General features: G+C 47.0%; 15 protein-coding genes. 13 read left to right on the top strand and 2 right to left on the bottom strand.

The window, feature by feature from the left end:
* Positions 1 to 26: 26 nt before the first annotated feature.
* Together C7Y66_RS09195 and C7Y66_RS09190 are read right to left on the bottom strand one after the other, a co-directional pair.
* Positions 27 to 1,073 carry an AI-2E family transporter gene (locus C7Y66_RS09195; RefSeq protein ID WP_106545338.1) on the bottom strand — a complete coding sequence of 349 codons (1,047 nt, stop codon included), beginning with the start codon at positions 1,071 to 1,073 and terminating at the stop codon, positions 27 to 29.
* Between the two features lie 127 nt (positions 1,074 to 1,200).
* Positions 1,201 to 3,249 carry an ATP-binding protein gene (locus tag C7Y66_RS09190; protein WP_106545337.1) on the bottom strand — a complete coding sequence of 683 codons (2,049 nt, stop codon included), beginning with the start codon at positions 3,247 to 3,249 and terminating at the stop codon, positions 1,201 to 1,203.
* 432 nt (positions 3,250 to 3,681) lie between these two features.
* On the opposite strand from C7Y66_RS09190, the gene C7Y66_RS09185 reads away from it, so the two are divergent.
* The 13 genes from C7Y66_RS09185 to C7Y66_RS30980 all read left to right on the top strand — a co-directional run bounded on the left by C7Y66_RS09185 (position 3,682) and on the right by C7Y66_RS30980 (position 19,722).
* Complete coding sequence (locus C7Y66_RS09185; RefSeq protein WP_146149761.1) at positions 3,682 to 4,065, top strand: hypothetical protein; 384 nt, start codon at positions 3,682 to 3,684, stop codon at positions 4,063 to 4,065.
* A 54-nt stretch (positions 4,066 to 4,119) separates the two neighbouring features.
* Entirely contained in the window at positions 4,120 to 4,632 is a 513-nt protein-coding gene (locus C7Y66_RS09180; RefSeq protein ID WP_106545335.1) for a hypothetical protein, read from the top strand.
* An 84-nt stretch (positions 4,633 to 4,716) separates the two neighbouring features.
* A complete protein-coding gene (locus tag C7Y66_RS09175) occupies positions 4,717 to 5,520 on the top strand; it encodes a hypothetical protein (protein ID WP_106545334.1) in 804 nt (267 codons plus the stop codon).
* Between the two features lie 57 nt (positions 5,521 to 5,577).
* Positions 5,578 to 10,446 carry a translocation/assembly module TamB domain-containing protein gene (locus C7Y66_RS09170; protein ID WP_106545333.1) on the top strand — a complete coding sequence of 1,623 codons (4,869 nt, stop codon included), beginning with the start codon at positions 5,578 to 5,580 and terminating at the stop codon, positions 10,444 to 10,446.
* A gap of 14 nt (positions 10,447 to 10,460) precedes the next feature.
* Positions 10,461 to 12,155 carry an alpha/beta hydrolase gene (locus tag C7Y66_RS09165; protein ID WP_106545332.1) on the top strand — a complete coding sequence of 565 codons (1,695 nt, stop codon included), beginning with the start codon at positions 10,461 to 10,463 and terminating at the stop codon, positions 12,153 to 12,155.
* Positions 12,156 to 12,191: 36 nt separating this feature from the next.
* Complete coding sequence (gene wrbA / locus C7Y66_RS09160; RefSeq protein ID WP_199197333.1) at positions 12,192 to 12,809, top strand: NAD(P)H:quinone oxidoreductase; 618 nt, start codon at positions 12,192 to 12,194, stop codon at positions 12,807 to 12,809.
* Between the two features lie 184 nt (positions 12,810 to 12,993).
* Complete coding sequence (locus C7Y66_RS32860) at positions 12,994 to 15,696, top strand: cation-transporting P-type ATPase (RefSeq protein WP_106545330.1); 2,703 nt, start codon at positions 12,994 to 12,996, stop codon at positions 15,694 to 15,696.
* 139 nt (positions 15,697 to 15,835) lie between these two features.
* A complete protein-coding gene (locus tag C7Y66_RS09150) occupies positions 15,836 to 17,257 on the top strand; it encodes an Nramp family divalent metal transporter (RefSeq protein ID WP_106545329.1) in 1,422 nt (473 codons plus the stop codon).
* Positions 17,232 to 17,783, top strand: coding sequence for a ZIP family metal transporter (locus C7Y66_RS09145; protein ID WP_146149760.1), 552 nt, complete (start codon positions 17,232 to 17,234; stop codon positions 17,781 to 17,783). Before C7Y66_RS09150 ends, C7Y66_RS09145 begins: the two co-directional genes overlap by 26 nt.
* A 49-nt stretch (positions 17,784 to 17,832) precedes the next feature.
* On the top strand, positions 17,833 to 18,189 hold the full coding sequence (locus C7Y66_RS31695) for a transposase family protein (protein ID WP_199197332.1): 357 nt from the start codon (positions 17,833 to 17,835) through the stop codon (positions 18,187 to 18,189).
* A gap of 103 nt (positions 18,190 to 18,292) precedes the next feature.
* Entirely contained in the window at positions 18,293 to 19,027 is a 735-nt protein-coding gene (locus tag C7Y66_RS31690; protein WP_233222598.1) for a transposase, read from the top strand.
* 39 nt (positions 19,028 to 19,066) lie between these two features.
* Positions 19,067 to 19,489, top strand: a complete 423-nt coding sequence (locus C7Y66_RS31685) for a transposase (RefSeq protein WP_199197330.1) — start codon at positions 19,067 to 19,069, stop codon at positions 19,487 to 19,489.
* Between the two features lie 71 nt (positions 19,490 to 19,560).
* Positions 19,561 to 19,722, top strand: a complete 162-nt coding sequence (locus C7Y66_RS30980; protein WP_158265891.1) for a hypothetical protein — start codon at positions 19,561 to 19,563, stop codon at positions 19,720 to 19,722.
* Positions 19,723 to 19,752: the final 30 nt, after the last annotated feature.

Raw genomic sequence — 19,752 nt, 5'->3', positions numbered from 1 at the left:
TGAAACTACGTAACACGCAGTTAAACTTATAATTCTGCCTGCATTTCTTCAATTTCAAAAAAACTAGCGAGTATGCCTGTAATTGGAATCGCTAAAAAAACTCCTAATATTCCTGCAACTCTAGCCCCAACAAGTATAGCAAACAGAACAATTACTGGATTAAGATTGACTGAATCTTGCATGACTTTAGGAGCAATCAAGTTATCTTGAATTTGCTGAAGTACAAAGCAAACTCCTAAAACTTTTAAAGCCAGCCAAACACTTTGAGATAAGACAGCTAAAGAAACTATACTAATTCCCAATATCGCTCCAATTCCAGGTATGAGATTGGTAAATCCGATCGCGAGTGACAATATCAATGGAAATGGTACTTCTAATACTAGAAAAGCCACAAAAGTAGTAAATGATAAAAATAAAACTAATACGAACTGACCTTTAATAAAAGCTAGAAATTTACGTTCAACTAGATTAGAAAAACGGCTGTGCGAGCTTACAGGTAAAAGACCGAGAACAAAAAGCCAAAGCCTCTGACCGTATAACAACATAAAAAAAGTCACGGCAGCTATGAGAATAAGAGTCAAAAAATTAGTAAAAAATACTTGTGAATGTAGGAAAAGATACGTCAAACTTCTAGTATAAAACGATGCAATTTCTTTTTGTATTTGCTGTTGAATAACATTTAAGTTTATCTGCATATCCCAACACAGCATAAATCTGTCTAATCGCTCTATTGATGGCAAAAGAGAATTTAAAAACAAAGTTATGCTTTGAATTAGTTGTTGGGCTTGAGAAAAAATCGATAAGCTGACTATAACTATCAAACCAGTAATACTCGTAAAGCTGAGTGCAAAGATAGAAATAACTGCTAGAATTCGAGGTAAGAAACGACTGAGCCAACGAACAGGATAGCTAAGTAAAAAAGCTAAAATCGCCGCAAATACAAAAATAAAAATGACACTTTCAAAGTAAGATAAAAGCTGTAATAAAGCCCAACCGGAAGCAAATAATAGTAAAAAGCGAACTAACGCCGAATTATTAGTTTGACTCCACAAAAATTTTCTCGGCTCCCTCATATACTATTTAGGATTAGCGATCGCGTATCCAGTATTGTGCTTTAATTCAAGCTTTCAATTCAGGATAGATTTCAATTGTGGAAAAGTGGTGGAGAACTCGGTAATTCGATCTGAATACAAAAAACCTTTAAAGTCGTTCGCTACTTTGAGCAAGGCTAGCAATAGCTGCAATCAATTCATTTGGCTCGACTGGCTTAGTTAGATACAGTTGAAAGCCTGCTTGCATAGCCTGAGTGCGATCTTCTTCCCTAGCATAAGCCGTCAACGCGATCGCCTTCGGCATAGCTTCGCTTATCACCCCAATTTTCACTCCTGTATCCGCCTCGATTTGTTTAACATGACGGATCAAAACGTAACCATCCTTATCTGGCATACCAATATCGCTGACTAGTACATCGGGTTTTGAATATTCCAAAACCTCTATTGCTTCATCTACCGAGCTAACAGCCGTTACTTCTGCTCCAGACTCTTCTAACCACGTCCTCAGTAATATTTGCACGTCAAGTTCATCGTCTACCACTAGTATCCTTAAGCGATCGAGAAGTAAGGCGTGAGCGGTGAATTCTCCTCCATTGGCGATCGCTACCTCAGCTTCCGGTACTGCATTCATCAGAGGCAAAAGTACCCTAAATGTTGCCCCATGTCCTTTCCCTAAGCTTTCTGCCTCGATTGTACCGCCGTGTAGTTCTACTAGATGACGGGCGATCGCTAAACCCAATCCTAACCCCTTATGCGCCCTCGTACTCGCACTGTTAGCTTGACGAAAGCGATCGAAAACATCTGGTAGAAAGTCGCGATCGATCCCTATACCTGTATCGGTGACTTGGATTTGAGCAAAGTTGGTAATTGGTAATTGGTAATTGGTAATTGGTAGTTGGTCTTGGGCAAGATTTTTGACATTTAACTTTTGACTTTTGACTTTTTCTAGCCGCACCTCAACTCTTCCGCCTTCAGGAGTAAATTTAATGGCATTTACAAGTAAATTCCACATCACCTGTTGCAAACGATTTGGATCTCCCCAGACAAGAAGTGGTAAGCGATCGGATAAATTTCGGCTAAAATTCAGGCTGATTCCCTTCGTATCTGCCTCCGATCGCACCACTTCTAAAGCGGCTGTAACGACTGAAGCCAGTTCGACAGTATTCCAATTCAGCGCGAGATTCCCCCGTACAATACGGGAAATATCGAGCAGATCGTCAATCAGTTGCATCTGCAAGTTGGCATTTCGTGCGATTGTTTTAACTGCTAAAGCAGTCTTAGACCGATCTAGCTTGCCTGTTTCTAGCATTCCACCCCAACCGACAATTGCTGTCATTGGGGTGCGGAGTTCGTGAGAAACGATTGCTAAAAATTCATCTTTCGAGCGGTTGGCTGCTTCTGCTGACTCTCGTGCTGCTTGTTCGCGCAATAGTAATTGCTCCCGTTCTTCCTCAACGAGTCTGCGATCGGTCAAGTCCTGCACAATTTTGGTAAAGCCGAGCAGATTGCCGTTTCGATCGCGTAAGGGGGTGATGAGATTGTTCGCCCAAAATAGCGTACCATCTTTACGGGCGTACCAGCGATCGTCTCCAGACATACCTTTGTCTACTGCTGTCCTCAGTTCTTGCTCAGGGAAGCTACGCTCAATTGCTTCAGGCGTAAACAGGCACTTCCAAGACTTACCAACGATCTCTTCTTCCTGATAACCAAAAATCCTCTCTGCCCCGACATTCCAATTGATAATGTACCCGTTTGGATCTAACATGAAAATTGCGTAGTCACGCACTCTTTCCACCATTAGGCGATAACGCTGTTCGCTCTGGTACAATCTTTCCTGATTTTGCTGCAAAAGTGCGCGATCGCGTTGGGCTTGCCGTTGGGCAGAGCGTAACAGGGTGTTGAACGCGACGATGAGTAGTGCCACTGCTACAAAATAGCCTATCCTCATCACGCTATGCCAGTTTACACCCAGTGTATAAATAGGCGGTAGAAAGAAGTATTCGCTAGCTAAAGCACTCAAGGCAATTGCTACCAGTGCTGGTCCTATACCTCCATACCAAGAACTAATCGCTACAGCAGAAAGAAAAAATGGATAAATAGTTGGTTGAAGTTGCCACCACAGCCATTGTGTTAGTAGCAGTGCTACTGCGGTGGCTAGTATAGAAATACCATAACGCTGTAGTTGGGAGCGTTTCAAGTTTAACCTCTTTTACAGTGACTAGTTATCAGTGGCTCTTGACCAAAGTAAACACTCGTGGCGCGGAAAATGCTATGCGATCGCCCGTGACAACTGACAACTCCTAACTGGTCACTGGTCACTGATTTAATCTTCTTTCTACCCAAGTTTTCCACTTTTATACCCTAGCTTTAGACGTAGACAGAAAAACAAGGGTTCCTGTATGGAAACCTACACCCTCTATGCAAAGAAAAAAATAATTTAGTACAAAAAAGTACAGGTTATTTTGTCATAAATGCTGTAAGTTTTGACTTTTCAACAATAGTAACGATAGAAACAATGAGCGATTAAGTTTCAATTTTGACTGCAACTTTAGTTCGATCGCTCATCCAATTTCAGCTTGTCAAGCACAACAATTGTTTGCAATGCCCCATCATTCAGGAAAGCCATCTAATGTCTCAAAAAATAATTTATCTGACATTGCCTGCGATCGCCGAAATCATTGAAGATGTTGTAGCTACAGAACCTTATGATCTCTATCAAAATTTTTTTGTGATTCCTGAATTACAGCAAAAGCTGATTGCAAGTATTCTCAGACAAATTCGCGATCGCTATACAGTTTTGATTGACGATCCTCAGCCCTCATTCAACGGCTCCACTTCTATGTCCTCCCAACAGTGGTTAGATATGAAAGATATCGTGCAACAGAGTATTTATCATCTTCTTCAAGAAAACCGTTGCGATTGGGATGAACTAATAGGTAGTAAGCGAAGCTATACCGAAGGCGATCGGGCAAATGTTGAAATTGAATTGAATGATGAGGAGAGCGATCGCTAATTCTTACTCTTTCTAATTGTGCGTTGCTACCTTCTTTAGTAGGAGATTAAGATAATGACAACTAAAACTGAAATTGTAGGTTACATTCCCCCGCAGCTTTATCAACGTGTAGAACAGTTTAGAGAGCAGCAGGGTTTAAACTCTATTGCTGATGCTGTAAATCTCATCCTAGAAGAATACTTTAGATTAGATCGTTGTCAAACTACTACGAGCGAAACCCACATGATAATGGTTGAAGGCTTAAAGGATGAAGTCAGCGATTTGAAAAGACAAGTTTCACAACTACAGCAAAATTTCGCCAGCGAAGTCACCAACTTGAAAAGACAGGTTTCACAACTACAGCAAAATTCCAATAGCGATCGCCCAGATCGATCTAGCAATACGGATGGTCAAAGCGATTTATTGGATAGACAGCAATTGGCTGAACGATTAGGAATTGAAGAAACTGCGATCGCGCAACACGAAACTGATGGTAAAGAGTTTGTGGAATGGTCGAAAAGCAAAGATCCTGAGCAAATTTCTTGGCAATATGCGGGCGCTAATCTGTTTGAACGAGTTGGAAGCTAGCGTCTGTAAACTCTCCACTAGTTTTCCACTATTGCAGCTTATCTTCAAAACATTGGTTCTCATTAACACCAAAAGGAGATGCCCATGATAAACAAATTTAGCAACATAGCTTCTCATCGCGATCGCATCACCCAAGTTTTTGGGAAAACTCAAGCAGCGATCGCCCTAGCACTGTTTGCTTTAGTGCTTCCTGCTTGTACTGGTACTGACTCCGATTCAGCAGGTCGCGAAGCTGGTACTACCACCAGCGAAGTTGCAGATCGATCGAATTCTAATCTCATCGGCAAGACTGTAACTATCAGCGGCGACATTCAAAGGCAAGTCAGCCCCCAAGCTTTCACGATTCAAAGCGATGAGTTTGTCGACGGTCAAGAGGTGTTGGTTGTCAATGCCAATAAAGTCCCAATTGTCGAGGAGACTCTGACACGGGTAACGGGTACAGTTCGAGATTTAACTATCGTTGACGTAGAGAAAGAGTACGGTTTCGATCTAGATCCTGGTTTGGAAGCAGAAATTAGAGAACAACCCGTTATCGTTGCTACGCAGGTAGCTCTCAATCCTAATTTAGAGAAAATTACCGAAAACCCAGTCCCGTTCTTGGGTCGCACAGTCGCAATTGAAGGAGATGTTGAGAGAGTCATCAGTCCAACTGCATTTATGGTTGACAACAATGAAGTGCTTGGGGACGATGACATATTGATTGTCAGTGCCGCGCCAGCCAAGAATATTACCGAAGGTAGCCGCGTCCAAGTTACGGGAAATGTCCGCAAGCTGACCACAAGAGATTTAGAGCGGGAATTTAACTTAGGTCCAGCTAAGGAGTATGAAGTATACGTCCAGAAACAGCCCGCAATTGTTGCTGAGAGAACTCAAGTTGTGGGGCAGTAAATTTGCCACGCTGAAAAACAGCATCACGTTTCAATCCAGTCCCATTCAGGTATAAAGATGACGCATTCCCCTCGTCGCCCACCAGAAGCAAATTCTCGTCGGCGTTTGTGGCTGTTGATATTCAGCCGCAGCAGTATTGCTGTCGGAGCATTTCTACTCGTAGCAATTGCAGGGGGCATATCGTGGGGTTGGGTTTTTATCAACCAAAGGTTAGTACCGCTGGTTGAAAGGAATTTAGAGCAGCTCCTTGGAAGACCTGTAGATATAGGGGTAGTGGAAAGGTTTTCGCTCAATAGCTTGCGATTTAGTTCGGCAGCACTCCCAGCAACTTCTAGCGATCCAGATCGGCTGACAGCAGAAGCGGTAGAAGTCCAGTTCGATCTTTTGCCACTCCTGTTTAATAGAAGATTAGAATTAAACGTTACGTTAGTCCAACCGGATGTCTACGTCGAACAGGCAAAAAATGGGCAGTGGGTTTCAACTCAAATTAAAACTCCCGAAGGCGGTGCTGGTTTCATTCAAACTGAGTTGGAGACAATTCGGGTACGAGATGCCGATATTGTCTTAGTGCCAAACCCAGCCCCAGATAGACCTAAAGGTGCAGTAGCGATGCTCCAGAGGAGCCGCTTCGCTAACGCCGATGTGAGCGGAGTCGCCCGCTTTCTAGACCAAAATGAACGAATTCAGTTCGAGTTAACTGGTCAACCGAAAACAGGGGGCAAACTAGCACTATCTGGAGAAACTCGCCCTGCGGCATTACAACAGACAACTCTTAATATCGAGGCAGAGAATTTACTCGCCACCGAGATTAGTCGGTTAATCGATCTACCCATTAACCTACAAGCAGGTCGGGTTGATGGTGACTTAAGAGTGCAGTTACAACCCGAAGGACAACAACCTGCGATCGCAGGGACGGCTAGCCTGAGTAACGTCACTGCCAAAATTGAAAACGTGCCGAATCTATTTACGAATACCCAAGGGAAACTTTTATTTAAACCGGATCGGACGATCGCCTTGCAAAACGTGACAACCCGCTATGGCAAAATTCCAGTTCAAATCGGCGGGTCGCTCAATACTCTTAAAGGTTATAACTTATCAGGTCAGGTGAAAGCAGTTAGCGCAAACAATCTGCTAAACACGCTGAATGTTGAGTCGCCGTTTCCGACAAAGGGAACTCTCAGAGCAGATATTCAGTTACAAGGTGCGATCGCCAAACCCGTTTTGAGCGGAACCGTCAGCACGATTAAAACGGCACAGATCGATCGGATTCCATTTAAAGATATTAGCGGTCGCTTTCAGTTGACAACAGCAGGAGCAACACCAGAAATTACCTTTGCCAATATTCAAGCAACTCCCACAGTCGGGGGCAAGTTTACAGGCAAGGGTCAAATTCAACTAGGGACTCAACCCCAAGTCGCCTTCAATTTTCAAGGTCAAAACGTACCAGGGAATGCCATAGCCAAGCTTTACGACGCTACACCCCCAATTCAAATAGGTGATGTGGCGGCGACGGCAAAAATTTCTGGCTCCCCTGGTAATATCCGTACTGTAGCGCAAGTGCAAGCACCTGAAGCTACCTATCCTGGTACGGCTCAAGTCATCGTTACCAACGAGGGAAATGCGCTGATTCGAGATGCTGTTTTCCAGGTTGCAGGTGGTAAGGTAACGGCAAACGGTCAAATCAATCGCGATCGCGCCTTTCAAGCGGTTGTGAATGCTTCTGGAGTGCAACTGAAATCCTTTTCGCCTCAGTTGCGGGGTGAATTCAGTGCCAATAAAGTGCGCGTCACAGGCAATTCGTTCGATTTATCCGAGATTCAAGCCCAAGGACAAGTAGGCTTTTCTCAAGGTTTAGCCGTTATCGAGCAACCCTTAACAGCTCAAGTTAGGTGGAATGGCGAGCGAATTATCGTTCAAAAAGCAACTGCACCAGGGCTGAATGCTAGTGGAACGGTTGACGTGCGCTTACCAGAACAAGCAGCGCCAGAAATTGCTGGGTTTAACTTAGACGTGCGGGCGCGAGATTACGACTTGCAAGACTTCGGTTTGGATATTCCTGGTAACGTGAAACTAGCAGGACAAGCAGATTTTACCGGAAAAGTTACAGGTACTCCCGATGCTCCCAATGCAGTTGGAAATCTGGGTTTGCAAAACTTGAGAGTCAATGGTTTAGCCTTCGATCCGGTATTGACTGGCAAATTAAATTATCGAGCCGGACAGCAGACTCAACTAGATGTTAGCGGTAAACAAGATAGAATTGCCTTTACCTTGAATGAGAATAATCGCCCCGTTTCATTTTTCGTGCGGCGAAACTCCGCAGTAGCTAGAGGTACAACCCAAGGCGAAAACTTAGTTGTTAACGTGCAAGACTTTCCCGTAGCCGTGCTGCGAAACGTGATTCCAGGCGATCGCCTCAAGCAAATTGGCGCGATCGGGGGGGAAGTATCGGGCAATCTCGCGATCGATCTTGCCGAGAATATCACCCAATCTACCGTAATTGGAGATGTGGCGATCGCTCGACCTAGAGCGGGTAGATTCACAGCCGATGCATTTAGAGCCAATATCCGTTATGAAGGCGGCGATTTCAGCTTAAAAGCAGGTGAATTGCGTCTAGGCGATAGTCGCATAGATCTTAGTGGCGATTTCCAAGCGGGACAAGACCGCAAATTTCAATTTCAAATTGATTTCGATCGCGCCAGAATTGAAAACGTTTTGCAAGCACTGAGCGTTTTCGGTTTTGAAGACTTAGCAGGCGGGTTATTACCAGAAAATATCCCTGGAGCAGAGGCATTACCAACCGTATCTGTAGGTATACCAGAAAAATCCTTACTCGCCCAACTGCAACTGTTTTCGGAAATTAGAGCATTGCTGGCACAACAGCAACAGCAAGAAAGAGCTTCAGCTACATTGCCACCACTTTCCGCCTTGAACGGTACAATTAGCGGCGAAATTGCCGTAGCAGGGGCATTACCTCCAGGTTTACAGCCATCGTTTGATGTTGACTTTGAACTACTCGGTCAGGATTGGCAATGGGGAACTTACAAAGTCGATGAAGCAATTGCCAGAGGGACTTTTGAAGATGGCGTTTTGACGCTGCTACCCTTGCGGCTCGATCTCGGTGACGGACTGATTGCATTTACCGGACAACTAGGGGAGGAACTTTCGGGACAATTGCGAGTCGTCAGCGTACCCGTGGCAACCTTACAGCCTTTTTTGGATCGCTTACCACAAGCATTACCATTTGATGTCACCGGACAGTTGAATGCCCTCGTCACCCTAGCAGGTAGTTTAGAAAACCCCCAGGCGATCGGTGAGGTATCGCTGGTAGAAGCAAGCTTGAATCAACAACCGATTCAGACAGCCCAGCTGAGCTTTGACTATAATGATGCGCGGTTGAGTTTTGCCAGCGATGTATTGATAACAGGGACTCAACCAGTTGAAATTACAGGCAGTATTCCCGTAGCGTTGCCGTTTGCCTCCGTTCAGCCCAATAGTAACCAAATCAGCATCCAAGCAAACGTCCAAGATAAAGGTTTGGCATTATTGAATTTATTCACCGAGCAAGTTGCTTGGGTAAACGGTCAAGGACAAGTCAATGTCGAAGTGCAGGGAACTTTAGATCAGCCATTAATAACGGGGGAAGCTGTGGTGAAGAATGCCACTTTAAAAGCTGAGGCTTTACCCGAACCACTGAGCAACGTCACGGGGACGGTAGAGTTTAATGGCGATCGCATCTTTGTTCCCAATATTACAGGGCAGTACAATTCAGGCAAAGTTACTGCTGAAGGAACTCTGCCGATTTTTGCCACCCAACAGGCACAGCCAGCAACCAATCCCCTCACGGTATCGCTCAACGACCTAGAGGTAGATATCGAAGGACGCTATGAAGGCGGAGTCAGCGGTAATGTCGTGATTACCGGAACAGCCCTATCTCCCGATCTTGGCGGAAAAATTCGCTTGGCAAACGGTCAAGTATCTTTGGGGGGAACTGAAGATACTCCTACACCCGCAGCAGGTACGCCCGCAGGTAGTACAGCTACAAGTAGCACAGTGAAAAATCGCAACACCCCAGAGGAATCTCCGATTGAATTTACCAATTTGCAATTGATTCTCGGCGATGATGTGCGGATCGTCCGTCAACCCCTACTCAACTTTGAGGCAGAAGGCGACCTAGCGATTAATGGCACTTTAACCAACCCTCGTCCTCAAGGAGTGGTGCGTCTGACGGGGGGACAAGTCAACTTATTTACGACCCAGTTCAATTTAGCGCGGGGCGAAGAACAGACGGCACGCTTCACGCCCAAAGGAGGACTAGACCCCATCCTTGACGTGACTTTGGTAGCAACCGTACCGGAGACAACTGGTGGTATTGGGCAGGTTCCCACTACACCTTTTTCTGGCGAGATCCGCGACGTTGGGGCTACCAGCTTCGGCACTTTCCGCACCGTGCGCGTGCAAGCAGCAGTAGAGGGACCTGCGAGTGAATTGGCGGATAACCTAGAACTGACGAGCGAACCGAATCGCAGCGAAGCAGAGATCGTCGCGCTTTTAGGCGGTTCCTTTATCAATACCCTGGGTAGAGGAGATCCTACACTAGGGCTTGCCACAATTGCAGGATCTGCCCTACTGTCCAACTTCCAAGACAATATTACCGAGATTGGCGAGGCTTTAGGTATCGATGAATTACGCCTGTTTCCTACAATCGTGACCGATCCAACAGAAAACGTTTCTGTTCTCGGTTTAGCAGCAGAGGCAGTGTTTGCCATCACCAACGATTTCTCTGTCTCCCTCTCGCGGGTATTTGCTGCTGACGATCCCTTGCGTTACAACCTAATTTATCGCCTCAACGACCAAATTTTGGTACGTGGCTCTACCAACTTGAGCGGTGAGAGTCGGCTGCTAGTGGAGTACGAAACCAGATTTTAGTTTATGTCTTAACTGTGTTGCAAAAATTTCTCAGCTCAAAACTCTATAAATCTTTGGGAATTGCACTTTCGTTATTGTTATTTCCAGCTACGGGAGTTCAAACCGCAGTCGCAGCCGATCGCATTTACGCGACCTACGGCGCTTTTGAAAGTTCGGTGGCGATCGAGAACTTGGCAGAGTTTGCCAAAACGGGTGAAATTGAAGGCGGACTGATCGATTACGCCCGCAGGCTCACCCCCGCACAACTAGCGCGGCTACGAGACATACTGACTGCACCAGTGGATCTCAGTCCAGTGGCAATTTCTCAATTTCTTTACTCTTCAATTGGCGAAACCTTATTACAACGATTGGGACAACTGATTCGGACTGAAGCTAGAGAACCTGGATTTTACGCCATTCGCTCGGCGCTCATCTTAGCCGCAGCAGAAAATCGCCAAGGCTTCACCCTACTCGATGTCTTGCGTCAGTTTCCCACAAATGGAATTCGAGTCAATCTAGGGCAAAGTTTAGAGATTGTCGAAGAATTACAAGCTGTCATCAATCGCACAAACGAAGCGATCGCTCTGGTACAAAGACAATCGGCTGCCGCTGCCATTAACCAACAGCCAGCCAATTTCTCCCAGTTGCCAGACTTGCGCCAAAGAGGAAGTTTTACTTGGACGAAACGCACCTTAGAGCTTTACGACAGCAGCCGCGATCGCGCCTTTATTGCCGATTTTTATTTACCGCAGAAGGCAGGAGGCAGAAGGCAGGAGGCAGAAGGAAGACAAGGGAGACAATTCCGAATTCCGAATTCCGAATTCCGAATTCCAATCATTGTCATCTCCCACGGGTTAGGTTCAGACCGCAATACTTTTAGATATCTCGCCCAGCAGTTAGCTAGTTATGGTTTTGCCGTTGCCGTTCCCGAACATCCCAATAGCAATGCCGAACAACTGCGATCGCTGCTAAATGGTCGTGCTACTGCCGTCACACCTCCAAGAGAGTTTATCAATCGTCCTCTGGATGTTTCGTATTTGCTCGATGTTTTAGCACAGCTGAATCGCGCCGATTCATCTTTTGCTCTGAATTTACAACAAGTCGGAGTTGTCGGGCATTCCTACGGCGGTTATACAGCATTGGCTTTAGCGGGTGCTAGGTTGAATTTCGACCAACTGCAACAAGAGTGTCAGAATTTGGGCGAGACTTTTAATTTGTCTCTACTACTTCAGTGTCGGACTCTAGAATTACCGCGCACTGAGTATAATTTACGGGATAAAAGAATTAAGGCGGCGATCGCGATTAATCCGATTGGTAGCTCCCTTTTTGGTAAAGCTGGGTTGAGTCAAATAAAAATTCCGGTGACGATCGCTAGTAGCAGCGAGGATAAAGTTGCACCTGCTTTACCAGAACAAATTTTACCCTTTACATGGCTGACTGCTCGGAATAAATATCTTCTCTTACTCGCAGGTGGAACCCACTTTTCTGCTGCCGATAAATCCGATCCAGGTAGCGAACCTTTACCCATTCCCGAATCAGTCATCGGTCCAGATCCCGCCTTGGCTCGTGGCTATCTGGGAGCTTGGAGCGTGGCTTTTTTTGAAACTTACATTGCTACTTCTCAGCAGTACCGTCCCTATCTGAGTGCTGATTATGCTCGGTTTATTAGTCAACCACCTTTAACTTTGAGTTTAGTGCAATCTCTACCTTTAGATAACCTGACCCAATAACTAGACAGAAAAATTGAAGCGATCGATTTTGGAGGAATGATGAAAATTTTGGTTGTTTACTACTCAATGTACGGTCATACCTTAAAACTGGCGCAAGCTGTTGCCAAAGGAGCCAGCAAAATCCCTGGAGCTGAAGTGATGCTACGTCGCGTTCAGGAATTTGAAGCGGTCGATCAAATCATCGACCAAAACGAAGCGGCTCGTCAAGTACGAGAGCAACAGCAGGACATTCCTATTTGTACCGTTGACGATCTGCGATCGGCAGATGGAGTCATTTTTGGCTCTCCGACGCGCTACGGCAATATGACGGCACAAATGAAACAACTAATCGATTCTACCTCTAGCTTATGGCTAAACGGTGAGATGGAAGGCAAACCAGCAGGCTTGTTTACCTCAACCGCCTCCACTCATGGAGGTCAGGAAACAACGCTGCTGACGATGATGGTTCCCTTATTACATCTAGGAATGTTAATTGTCGGCGTACCGTATTCGCTACCGGAGATGATCCATACAGAAGCACGAGGCGGCACACCCTACGGTGCAACTACCATCGCGGGAGGGAAAGGCGAACTTCAGCCCAAGAGTGAGGATTTAGACATAGCCCGTGCCTTGGGACATCGTGTTGCTGAGATCGCCTCCAAGCTGCGTGGATGAAGGCAAAGAATTGCCTTCATCAGGCACAAGGCGCGTGCAACTGGCTGGTCGAAAAAGTCGCCAAAAAAGCAAGCGATCGAATCCTTTCCTCTGATAAATCGTGAAAACAAACAATAACGGCTAATTTAGAGGAATGCTTGAAAGTCTGATGCATTTGCAAACTTGATAATGCGGAGCAGCATTCATGGCAAAGCTTCCCGATCGACCTTGGACTCGTGGATCAGAAGAAATTCTTGACGAGTTAGATGTCTCCCCCAAGCAAGGACTCTCGGAATCAGAAGTCGAACGCCGACGCGAGCAATATGGTGAGAATCGCTTGCAGGAGGCAAAAGGCAGAAGTGCTTGGCAAATCCTAGTCGAGCAGTTTAAAAGTCTGATTATCGCTATATTAGCTGTCGCCGCTGGTCTATCATTTGCCTTTAGCCAGTGGGTTGAGGGAATTGCCGTCCTAATTGCGATCTTAATTAATACTGCGATCGGTTTTTTTACGGAGTACAAAGCCATCCGCTCGATGGAGTCACTGCAAAAACTCAGCAGCACTACTACCAAAGTGCGTCGCGGCGGAGAGGTGCAAGAAATTCCGGCAGAAGAACTAGTACCAGGAGATATTGTCGTCTTAGAAAGCGGTGATGCGATCGCAGCCGATCTGCGCCTAATTGAAGCATCAAATCTACAAGTCAACGAGTCATCGCTTACGGGGGAATCGGTTCCGGTTGGCAAAACCCTGAAACCTTTGGATTCAGACGTTTCTTTGGCAGAGCGGCACAATATGCTTTACAAGGGAACTGCTCTGACTCGCGGCTCTGGGTCAGGGGTAGTAGTAGCAACTGGGATGAAGACAGAGTTGGGACACATTTCTGAGTTGACTCAGCGAGCGAGACAACAAGCAGAAAAGACACCCTTGGAAAAGCGGCTAGACGAATTGGGACGGTGGTTGGTCTGGGTAACGATCGCGATCGTCGTCGTAGTTGCAATCTCTGGTATTGCGGTCGGTAGAGACGTATTCGTGATGGTGGAAACCGCGATCGCCCTAGCTGTGGGAGCGGTTCCAGAGGGGTTACCAATTGTTGCTACGGTTGCTTTAGCGCGGGGGATGTGGCGGATGGCAAAGCGTCATGCCCTGATTAATCAGCTCTCCGCCGTGGAAACTTTAGGAGCAACTAGCGTCATCTATACCGATAAAACTGGGACGCTGACTGAAAATCAGATGACAGTTAGCAGACTGGTGCTATCTGGCGAGATTGAAATTACTGGGGAAGGTTTAGAACCTAAAGGCGAATTCAAACGCGATCGCCAAACGATAAATCCTTTGGAAGATCGAGTTTGCCAAGCAGCACTAGAAGTTGGGGTGCTGTGCAACAATGCTGCCTTGCAACCGGAAGGATCGAATGAGAGTCGAGTCGTTGGCGATCCGATGGAAGTGGCGCTTTTAGTCGCGGGGGCGAAAGCCGGACTTCAGCGCCAGCAGTTACTCGAACGAATGCCAGAAGTGCGGGAAGAGGCATTCGATCCAGACTTGAAAATGATGGCAACTATTCACGAATTGGACGGTCAGTATCGATTTGCTGTCAAAGGCGCACCCGAAGCTGTCCTCCAGGCTTGTACCCACATCCTGACGGACTCAGACGAAAAACAGATGAGCGAGGGCGACCGACAGCAATGGCAAGCACGGGGCGATCGCTTGGCAGCGCAAGGTTTGAGAATTCTCGCCCTGGCGCAAAAAACTGTTGCAACTGAGGATGTTAAACCCTACGAAGATTTGACTTTTTTAGGCGTTGTCGGTTTGCTCGACCCACCACGTACAGATGTGCGTCCGGCTATTAAAGAATGTCAAGCAGCGGGGATTCGGGTGGTGATGGTGACTGGCGACCAATTCGTGACCGCACGCAATATTGCGATCGCTGTCGGTTTGACTGATGACGCAGAGGCGGATGTGGTTCAAGGCAATGACCTCAAAAGCCCCGATGAATTATCGCCCCAAGAACGCCGCCGCATCGTACAAGCCTCAATTCTCGCTAGAGTTAGTCCAGAGCAAAAGCTGAATCTCGTTACCCTGCATCAACGCGATCGGGCAGTTGTAGCCATGACGGGTGATGGCGTAAACGATGCCCCTGCCTTGAGAAAGGCTGATATTGGCGTGGCAATGGGACAACGGGGAACGCAAGTTGCTAAAGATGCGGCTGATATGGTGCTTCAAGATGATGCCTTTTCGTCCATTGTGGCGGCGGTCGAACAAGGACGAGCGATTTTTAACAACATCCGTAAGTTTACTATTTATCTGCTTTCCGGCAACGTGGGCGAGATTATTGCCGTTACTGTCGCCTCGCTGTTGAACGCACCCTTACCACTGCTGCCGCTTCAGATTTTATATATCAATGTGGTGAACGATGCCTTTCCCGCACTGGCGCTCGGTGTCGGAGAGGGGGGATCTGCCCTGATGCAGCGTCCGCCTCGGCGGGCAAAAGAGCCGATCCTAACTCGCCGTCACTGGTTGGCGATCGCGGGTTACGGTTTAGTCATTGCCGTCACATTAGGGGCTGCTTTTATTATTGCCCTGACCTGGCTGGGGATAACACAACGTCAAGCCGTCACGGTTTCATTTATGACTTTAGGTTTTACGCGGCTTTGGCACGTTTTTAATATGCGCGATCGCAATTCTGGTTTATTCCGCAATGAGATTAGCCAAAATCCTTATGTCTGGGAGGCGCTTGTCCTTTGCACGGGATTGCTGCTGATTGCCGTTTACGTACCTTTCCTGTCCGCTGCACTTAGAACGGCTGACCCTGAAATTAATGGCTGGCTGTTAATTATTGGCATGAGTTTTGTGCCTTTGGTTATCGGACAAATTGCCAAGGCTTTTGGTAAGCGTCAACGACACAAATCGTAGACTTCTCCCCTAGTTTTCCACGATTACTGCTTATTGTTACAACTAGTCATTCCCAGTTGAAACTGAGTGCCTTCTGACTGGTTTAACGATGCCAAGCCATTAATCCACTAATAATGAAATCCAATGAGGTAGCACGAAGATGAGCAGTAGGAACGAGCGCGATTCTTCAACCCAGCAGACTGCTAGCGACTGGGAGGAGGGCAATGCCGTGCAAGTACCGCAGCCACCCAAAGGAGGCGATCGCTTCAAATGGCTGGGTCCCAGCTTTTTGTGGATGCTTTCTGCGGCTGGTTCGGGGGAATTGCTGTTCACGCCGAGAATTGCCGCTCTTTACGGTTACTCTCTGCTGTGGGCGCTACTTGCTGCCGTCATCCTGAAATGGTTTATTAACGGTGAGGTAGGGCGGTTTACAGTCTGTACGGGGGCAACAATTCTCGAAGGTTTTAAGCAACTGCCTGGTCCGAAAAACTGGTCGATCTGGCTGATTTTACTGCCGCAAGCTGTAGTCGCAGTCTCTACTGTTGCTGGACTTTCAGGAGCCGCTGCTACAGCACTAGTTTTAGTGACTGGGGGAACAAACCAACTATGGACGGTAATTATCATCGCTGTCACGGCAGCGATTGTTTTGTTCGGGCAATACAACGTCGTCGAAAAGATTTCTTCTTATGTCGGTATTGCTCGCACGATCGCGGTGGTCACGGCGGCGATTTTTGTTTTTCCTAGCTTTCGCCAATTAGCCAATGGCATAGTACCGCAAATCCCGCAAAACGTACAGTATGAAGAAATACTGCCTTGGCTGGGGTTTATGCTAGCAGGGGCAGCTGGGTTAATGTGGTACTCCTACTGGGTAGAAGCCAGAGGTTACGGTGCGGCTAGCGTTGAGGGCAGACAGAGGATAAATCCCAAACAACTGAATCGAGAAGAGAAAAAAAAGCTGCAAGGCTGGATGGGTCTAACGCTGATCTCTAATACCTTAGCCGTAGTGGGTGCGCTGTTGGCGGCGTTATCTTTTCTAATTCTCGGCGGTGAATTGCTGCGCCCGCAGGGACTCGTACCGAGAGAGAATCAGGTTGCAGAGACTCTGGGACGGTTATTAGGCGATATTTGGGGACCTTTTGGCTTCTGGTTCATGATCGCGATCGTTTTTATTACCTTCTGTAGCACCGTCCTTTCTGTTGAAGATGGTTTTGGACGGATGTTTGCCGATGGCACGCAGATTCTTTTGCAAGGCTTCGGGGTACGGGGGCGCTGGACTCAGGAAAAGTTCTTGCAGCGTTTCTACATTATCGTGCTGCTAGTAGCCTTACCGATCGCCGTTTATCTGTTTTTCGGTCAACCTGTTGGCTTGCTGCAAACCGCAGGCGCAATTGAAGCGGCACACATCCCAATTGTCACCGGACTCACGCTTTACCTAAATCATCGGATGTTACCAAAAGAACTGCAACCATCCAAGTTTATCTTGGGAGGAACGGTACTAGCTGGACTTTTCTTCGCTGTATTTGCAGTTATCTACTTGCTTCAATTGTTGGGATTTATTGGAGCAAGTAGCTCATCGGGCTGATGTTGATTATCTAGTGTTGGGAGCTTGCCCTGTGGAAGAGTATCTCATCGCCCTAGCTTTGTCCGCCTTACCCGCAATTGGCAACTTTATTGGCGGGTTGATTGCAGAATATTATCGCGTTTCGACACGTCTGTTGAGTCTGGCATTGCATGGAGCGGGTGGCATTGTGCTAGCAGTGGTAGGAGTAGAATTGATGCCCCAGATCCTTCAAGCTAATCCTCCTTGGGTCGTCATTCTGTGCTTTTTCGCTGGTGGTGCTTCCTTTGTTGCTTTAGACCGAGCAATTCATTTAGTACAAAGCCGTTTGGGAAAAGCTCAAGGTAACACAGCAGCTTGGGCTATCTTCTTCGGTGTTGCCGTAGATCTATTTAGCGATGGCTTACTAATCGGCACTGGTTCTACGATTTCTCTGGGTTTAGGAACCCTGCTAGCTCTCGGTCAAGTCAGTGCTGACATTCCCGAAGGCTTTGCTACCATCGCCACCTTCAAGCGTCAGGGAATTTCGGCTCTTCCGAGCTTTTGGTGATCTTACGCCACGATCGAGATATTCCCCTTTTCAGTATAGTTAAGAAGTCGTGGAATTCCTTCAACATTTCCTGCCAGATACCCAACAGATTCGATTAGAAAGCTGGAACTTGAATACAGCTAACACTCACTTGCGTGTGACAGTTTCTTCTACACAAACCATTGCACGATGTCCGGTATGCACGAGTTTAAGCCGTCATGTTCATAGCCGTTACGAGCGAACTTTGCAGGATTTGGTGTTGGCACAATACAGCATGTCCCTCCAATTACAAGTGCGTAAATTCTTTTGCGTTAATTCAGCCTGTACCCGTCGCATTTTCACGGAGCGACTCTCAGGAGTCGCCGCGCCTTGGGCAAGAAAGACCGTTCGATTGGTTCAGCGCTTACAGGCCATTGGTTTAGCCTGATAGTGGTGCCGCAGGGACTCGCCTGGTTCACCAACTCGGCTATCGGGCTTGTGGTAGTACCCTGTTGAACCACCTGAAAAAGTTACCCTTACCGCAATTCAAGGTGCCGAAACTTCTGGGTGTTGATGACTTTGCTTTTCGTAAAGGGCGGCAATACGGCACCATCCTGGTCGATTTCGAACAGCATCAACCGATAGCTCTACTAGCAGATCGCAAAGCCGAAATATTGACAGAGTGGTTAGTGCACCATCCTGGGGTGGAAGTCCTGTCGCGAGATCGTTCTAAAGTCTATCGAAGTGGAATGAGCCAAGGCGCACCCAATGCCATGCAAGTGGCTGACCGATTTCATCTGGTGCAAAACTTAGCTGAAACTTTGGAAAAAGTGCTCATCGGCTACAGCGCCGATCTCAAAGTCATTGAACAACAGCAGCGCTCACTTGCCACTGCATCTGAAGCGGCAACCGTGAGGGCGAAGCCAACTGCAACAGCAAAGGCTCAAGCTCAGACCCAGGCTACTTATGAACAACGGATTGAACAACAGCAGCAGGTCAAGAGACTGCACCAGCAACAGTGGTCTCATATCGCTATCGCCCAAGAAGTCGGAGTCAGTGTTCGGACTGTACAACGTTATCTGGCACTACCAAACTTGCCAGCGACATTGCCGCGACGCAAATCGTTTGGTAGGAGTGTTCTTGACCCTTACAAACAGCTTCTCCTAGAGTGGTGGAATGGGGGCATCCGGCAGCCGAAACTGCTGCTGATCTTGCTGCAACAGCAGGGATACAATGGCAGTGAGCGGACTCTAACTCGCTATATTGGTCAATTGCGTTCCTCTTAGGGTCTGCCTGCCAAACAAGGGCATTCTACTCAAAGTTCGGTGAAAGTAATCGATACACAGTCTCCGCCTTTGACTGCCCGTCGAGCCAGCTATTTGATTGTGAAGCGGGAGGAGAATCGAGAGCGCGAAGACACCGAAGTGTTGAGGCGGCTAGTAACACAGCACCCAGACATAGCAATTGCCGTTGAGCTAGCAGATGAGTTTTTACGACTACTGCGTCAGCAACAGGGTGAGGCGTTTGAAGCTTGGTTAATGAAAGCGCTGAAAAGTTCATTCAAGCCCTTTCAAACGTTTGCAGAAGGTCTTTTTAATGACTATGCTGCTGTCAAGGCAAGCATGATGTCAAATGTAAGTAATGGTCCTGTGGAAGGGTTGAATAATCGATTGAAGATGTTGAAGCGGCAAATGTATGGACGAGCTGGATTAGAATTACTCAGCAAACGCTTTATCCTAGCTTCATAGGCAGCGTCCAAGAATCATCAGTTCCTCACGGCATCACTGGATCACCAAAAGCTCGGAAGAGCCCATTTCCATTGACATTTGAGGTCTACAAACCAAAGGAGAAATTAAAGTCAGAAGATACATATCAAACGAAACCTCAGATTGCTGCCAAAATTATTCGTTATTTAATTGCGACTTTACCTATAACAATACATCGGACAGAATCAGGCGGCGATAGTGCCGTAGGAACGTAGACTTTGGTAGTTGGGATGAGATTTAATCAA

It is taken from the genome of Chroococcidiopsis sp. CCALA 051 (genome assembly GCF_003015105.1).
Classification (GTDB): domain Bacteria; phylum Cyanobacteriota; class Cyanobacteriia; order Cyanobacteriales; family Chroococcidiopsidaceae; genus Chroococcidiopsis; species Chroococcidiopsis thermalis.
The sequence above is the reverse complement of the archived record's forward strand: the minus strand, read 5'-3'. Positions and strand labels throughout refer to the sequence as shown.

Bases quoted from the DNA above. Each gene is read 5' to 3' on its own strand.
- C7Y66_RS09195 (WP_106545338.1), bottom strand. From the start codon at position 1,073: ATGAGGGAGCCGAGAAAATTTTTGTGGAGTCAAACTAATAATTCGGCG.
- C7Y66_RS09185 (WP_146149761.1), top strand. From the start codon at position 3,682: ATGTCTCAAAAAATAATTTATCTGACATTGCCTGCGATCGCCGAAATC.
- C7Y66_RS09180 (WP_106545335.1), top strand. From the start codon at position 4,120: ATGACAACTAAAACTGAAATTGTAGGTTACATTCCCCCGCAGCTTTAT.
- C7Y66_RS09175 (WP_106545334.1), top strand. From the start codon at position 4,717: ATGATAAACAAATTTAGCAACATAGCTTCTCATCGCGATCGCATCACC.
- C7Y66_RS09170 (WP_106545333.1), top strand. From the start codon at position 5,578: ATGACGCATTCCCCTCGTCGCCCACCAGAAGCAAATTCTCGTCGGCGT.
- wrbA (WP_199197333.1), top strand. From the start codon at position 12,192: ATGATGAAAATTTTGGTTGTTTACTACTCAATGTACGGTCATACCTTA.
- C7Y66_RS32860 (WP_106545330.1), top strand. From the start codon at position 12,994: ATGGCAAAGCTTCCCGATCGACCTTGGACTCGTGGATCAGAAGAAATT.
- C7Y66_RS09150 (WP_106545329.1), top strand. From the start codon at position 15,836: ATGAGCAGTAGGAACGAGCGCGATTCTTCAACCCAGCAGACTGCTAGC.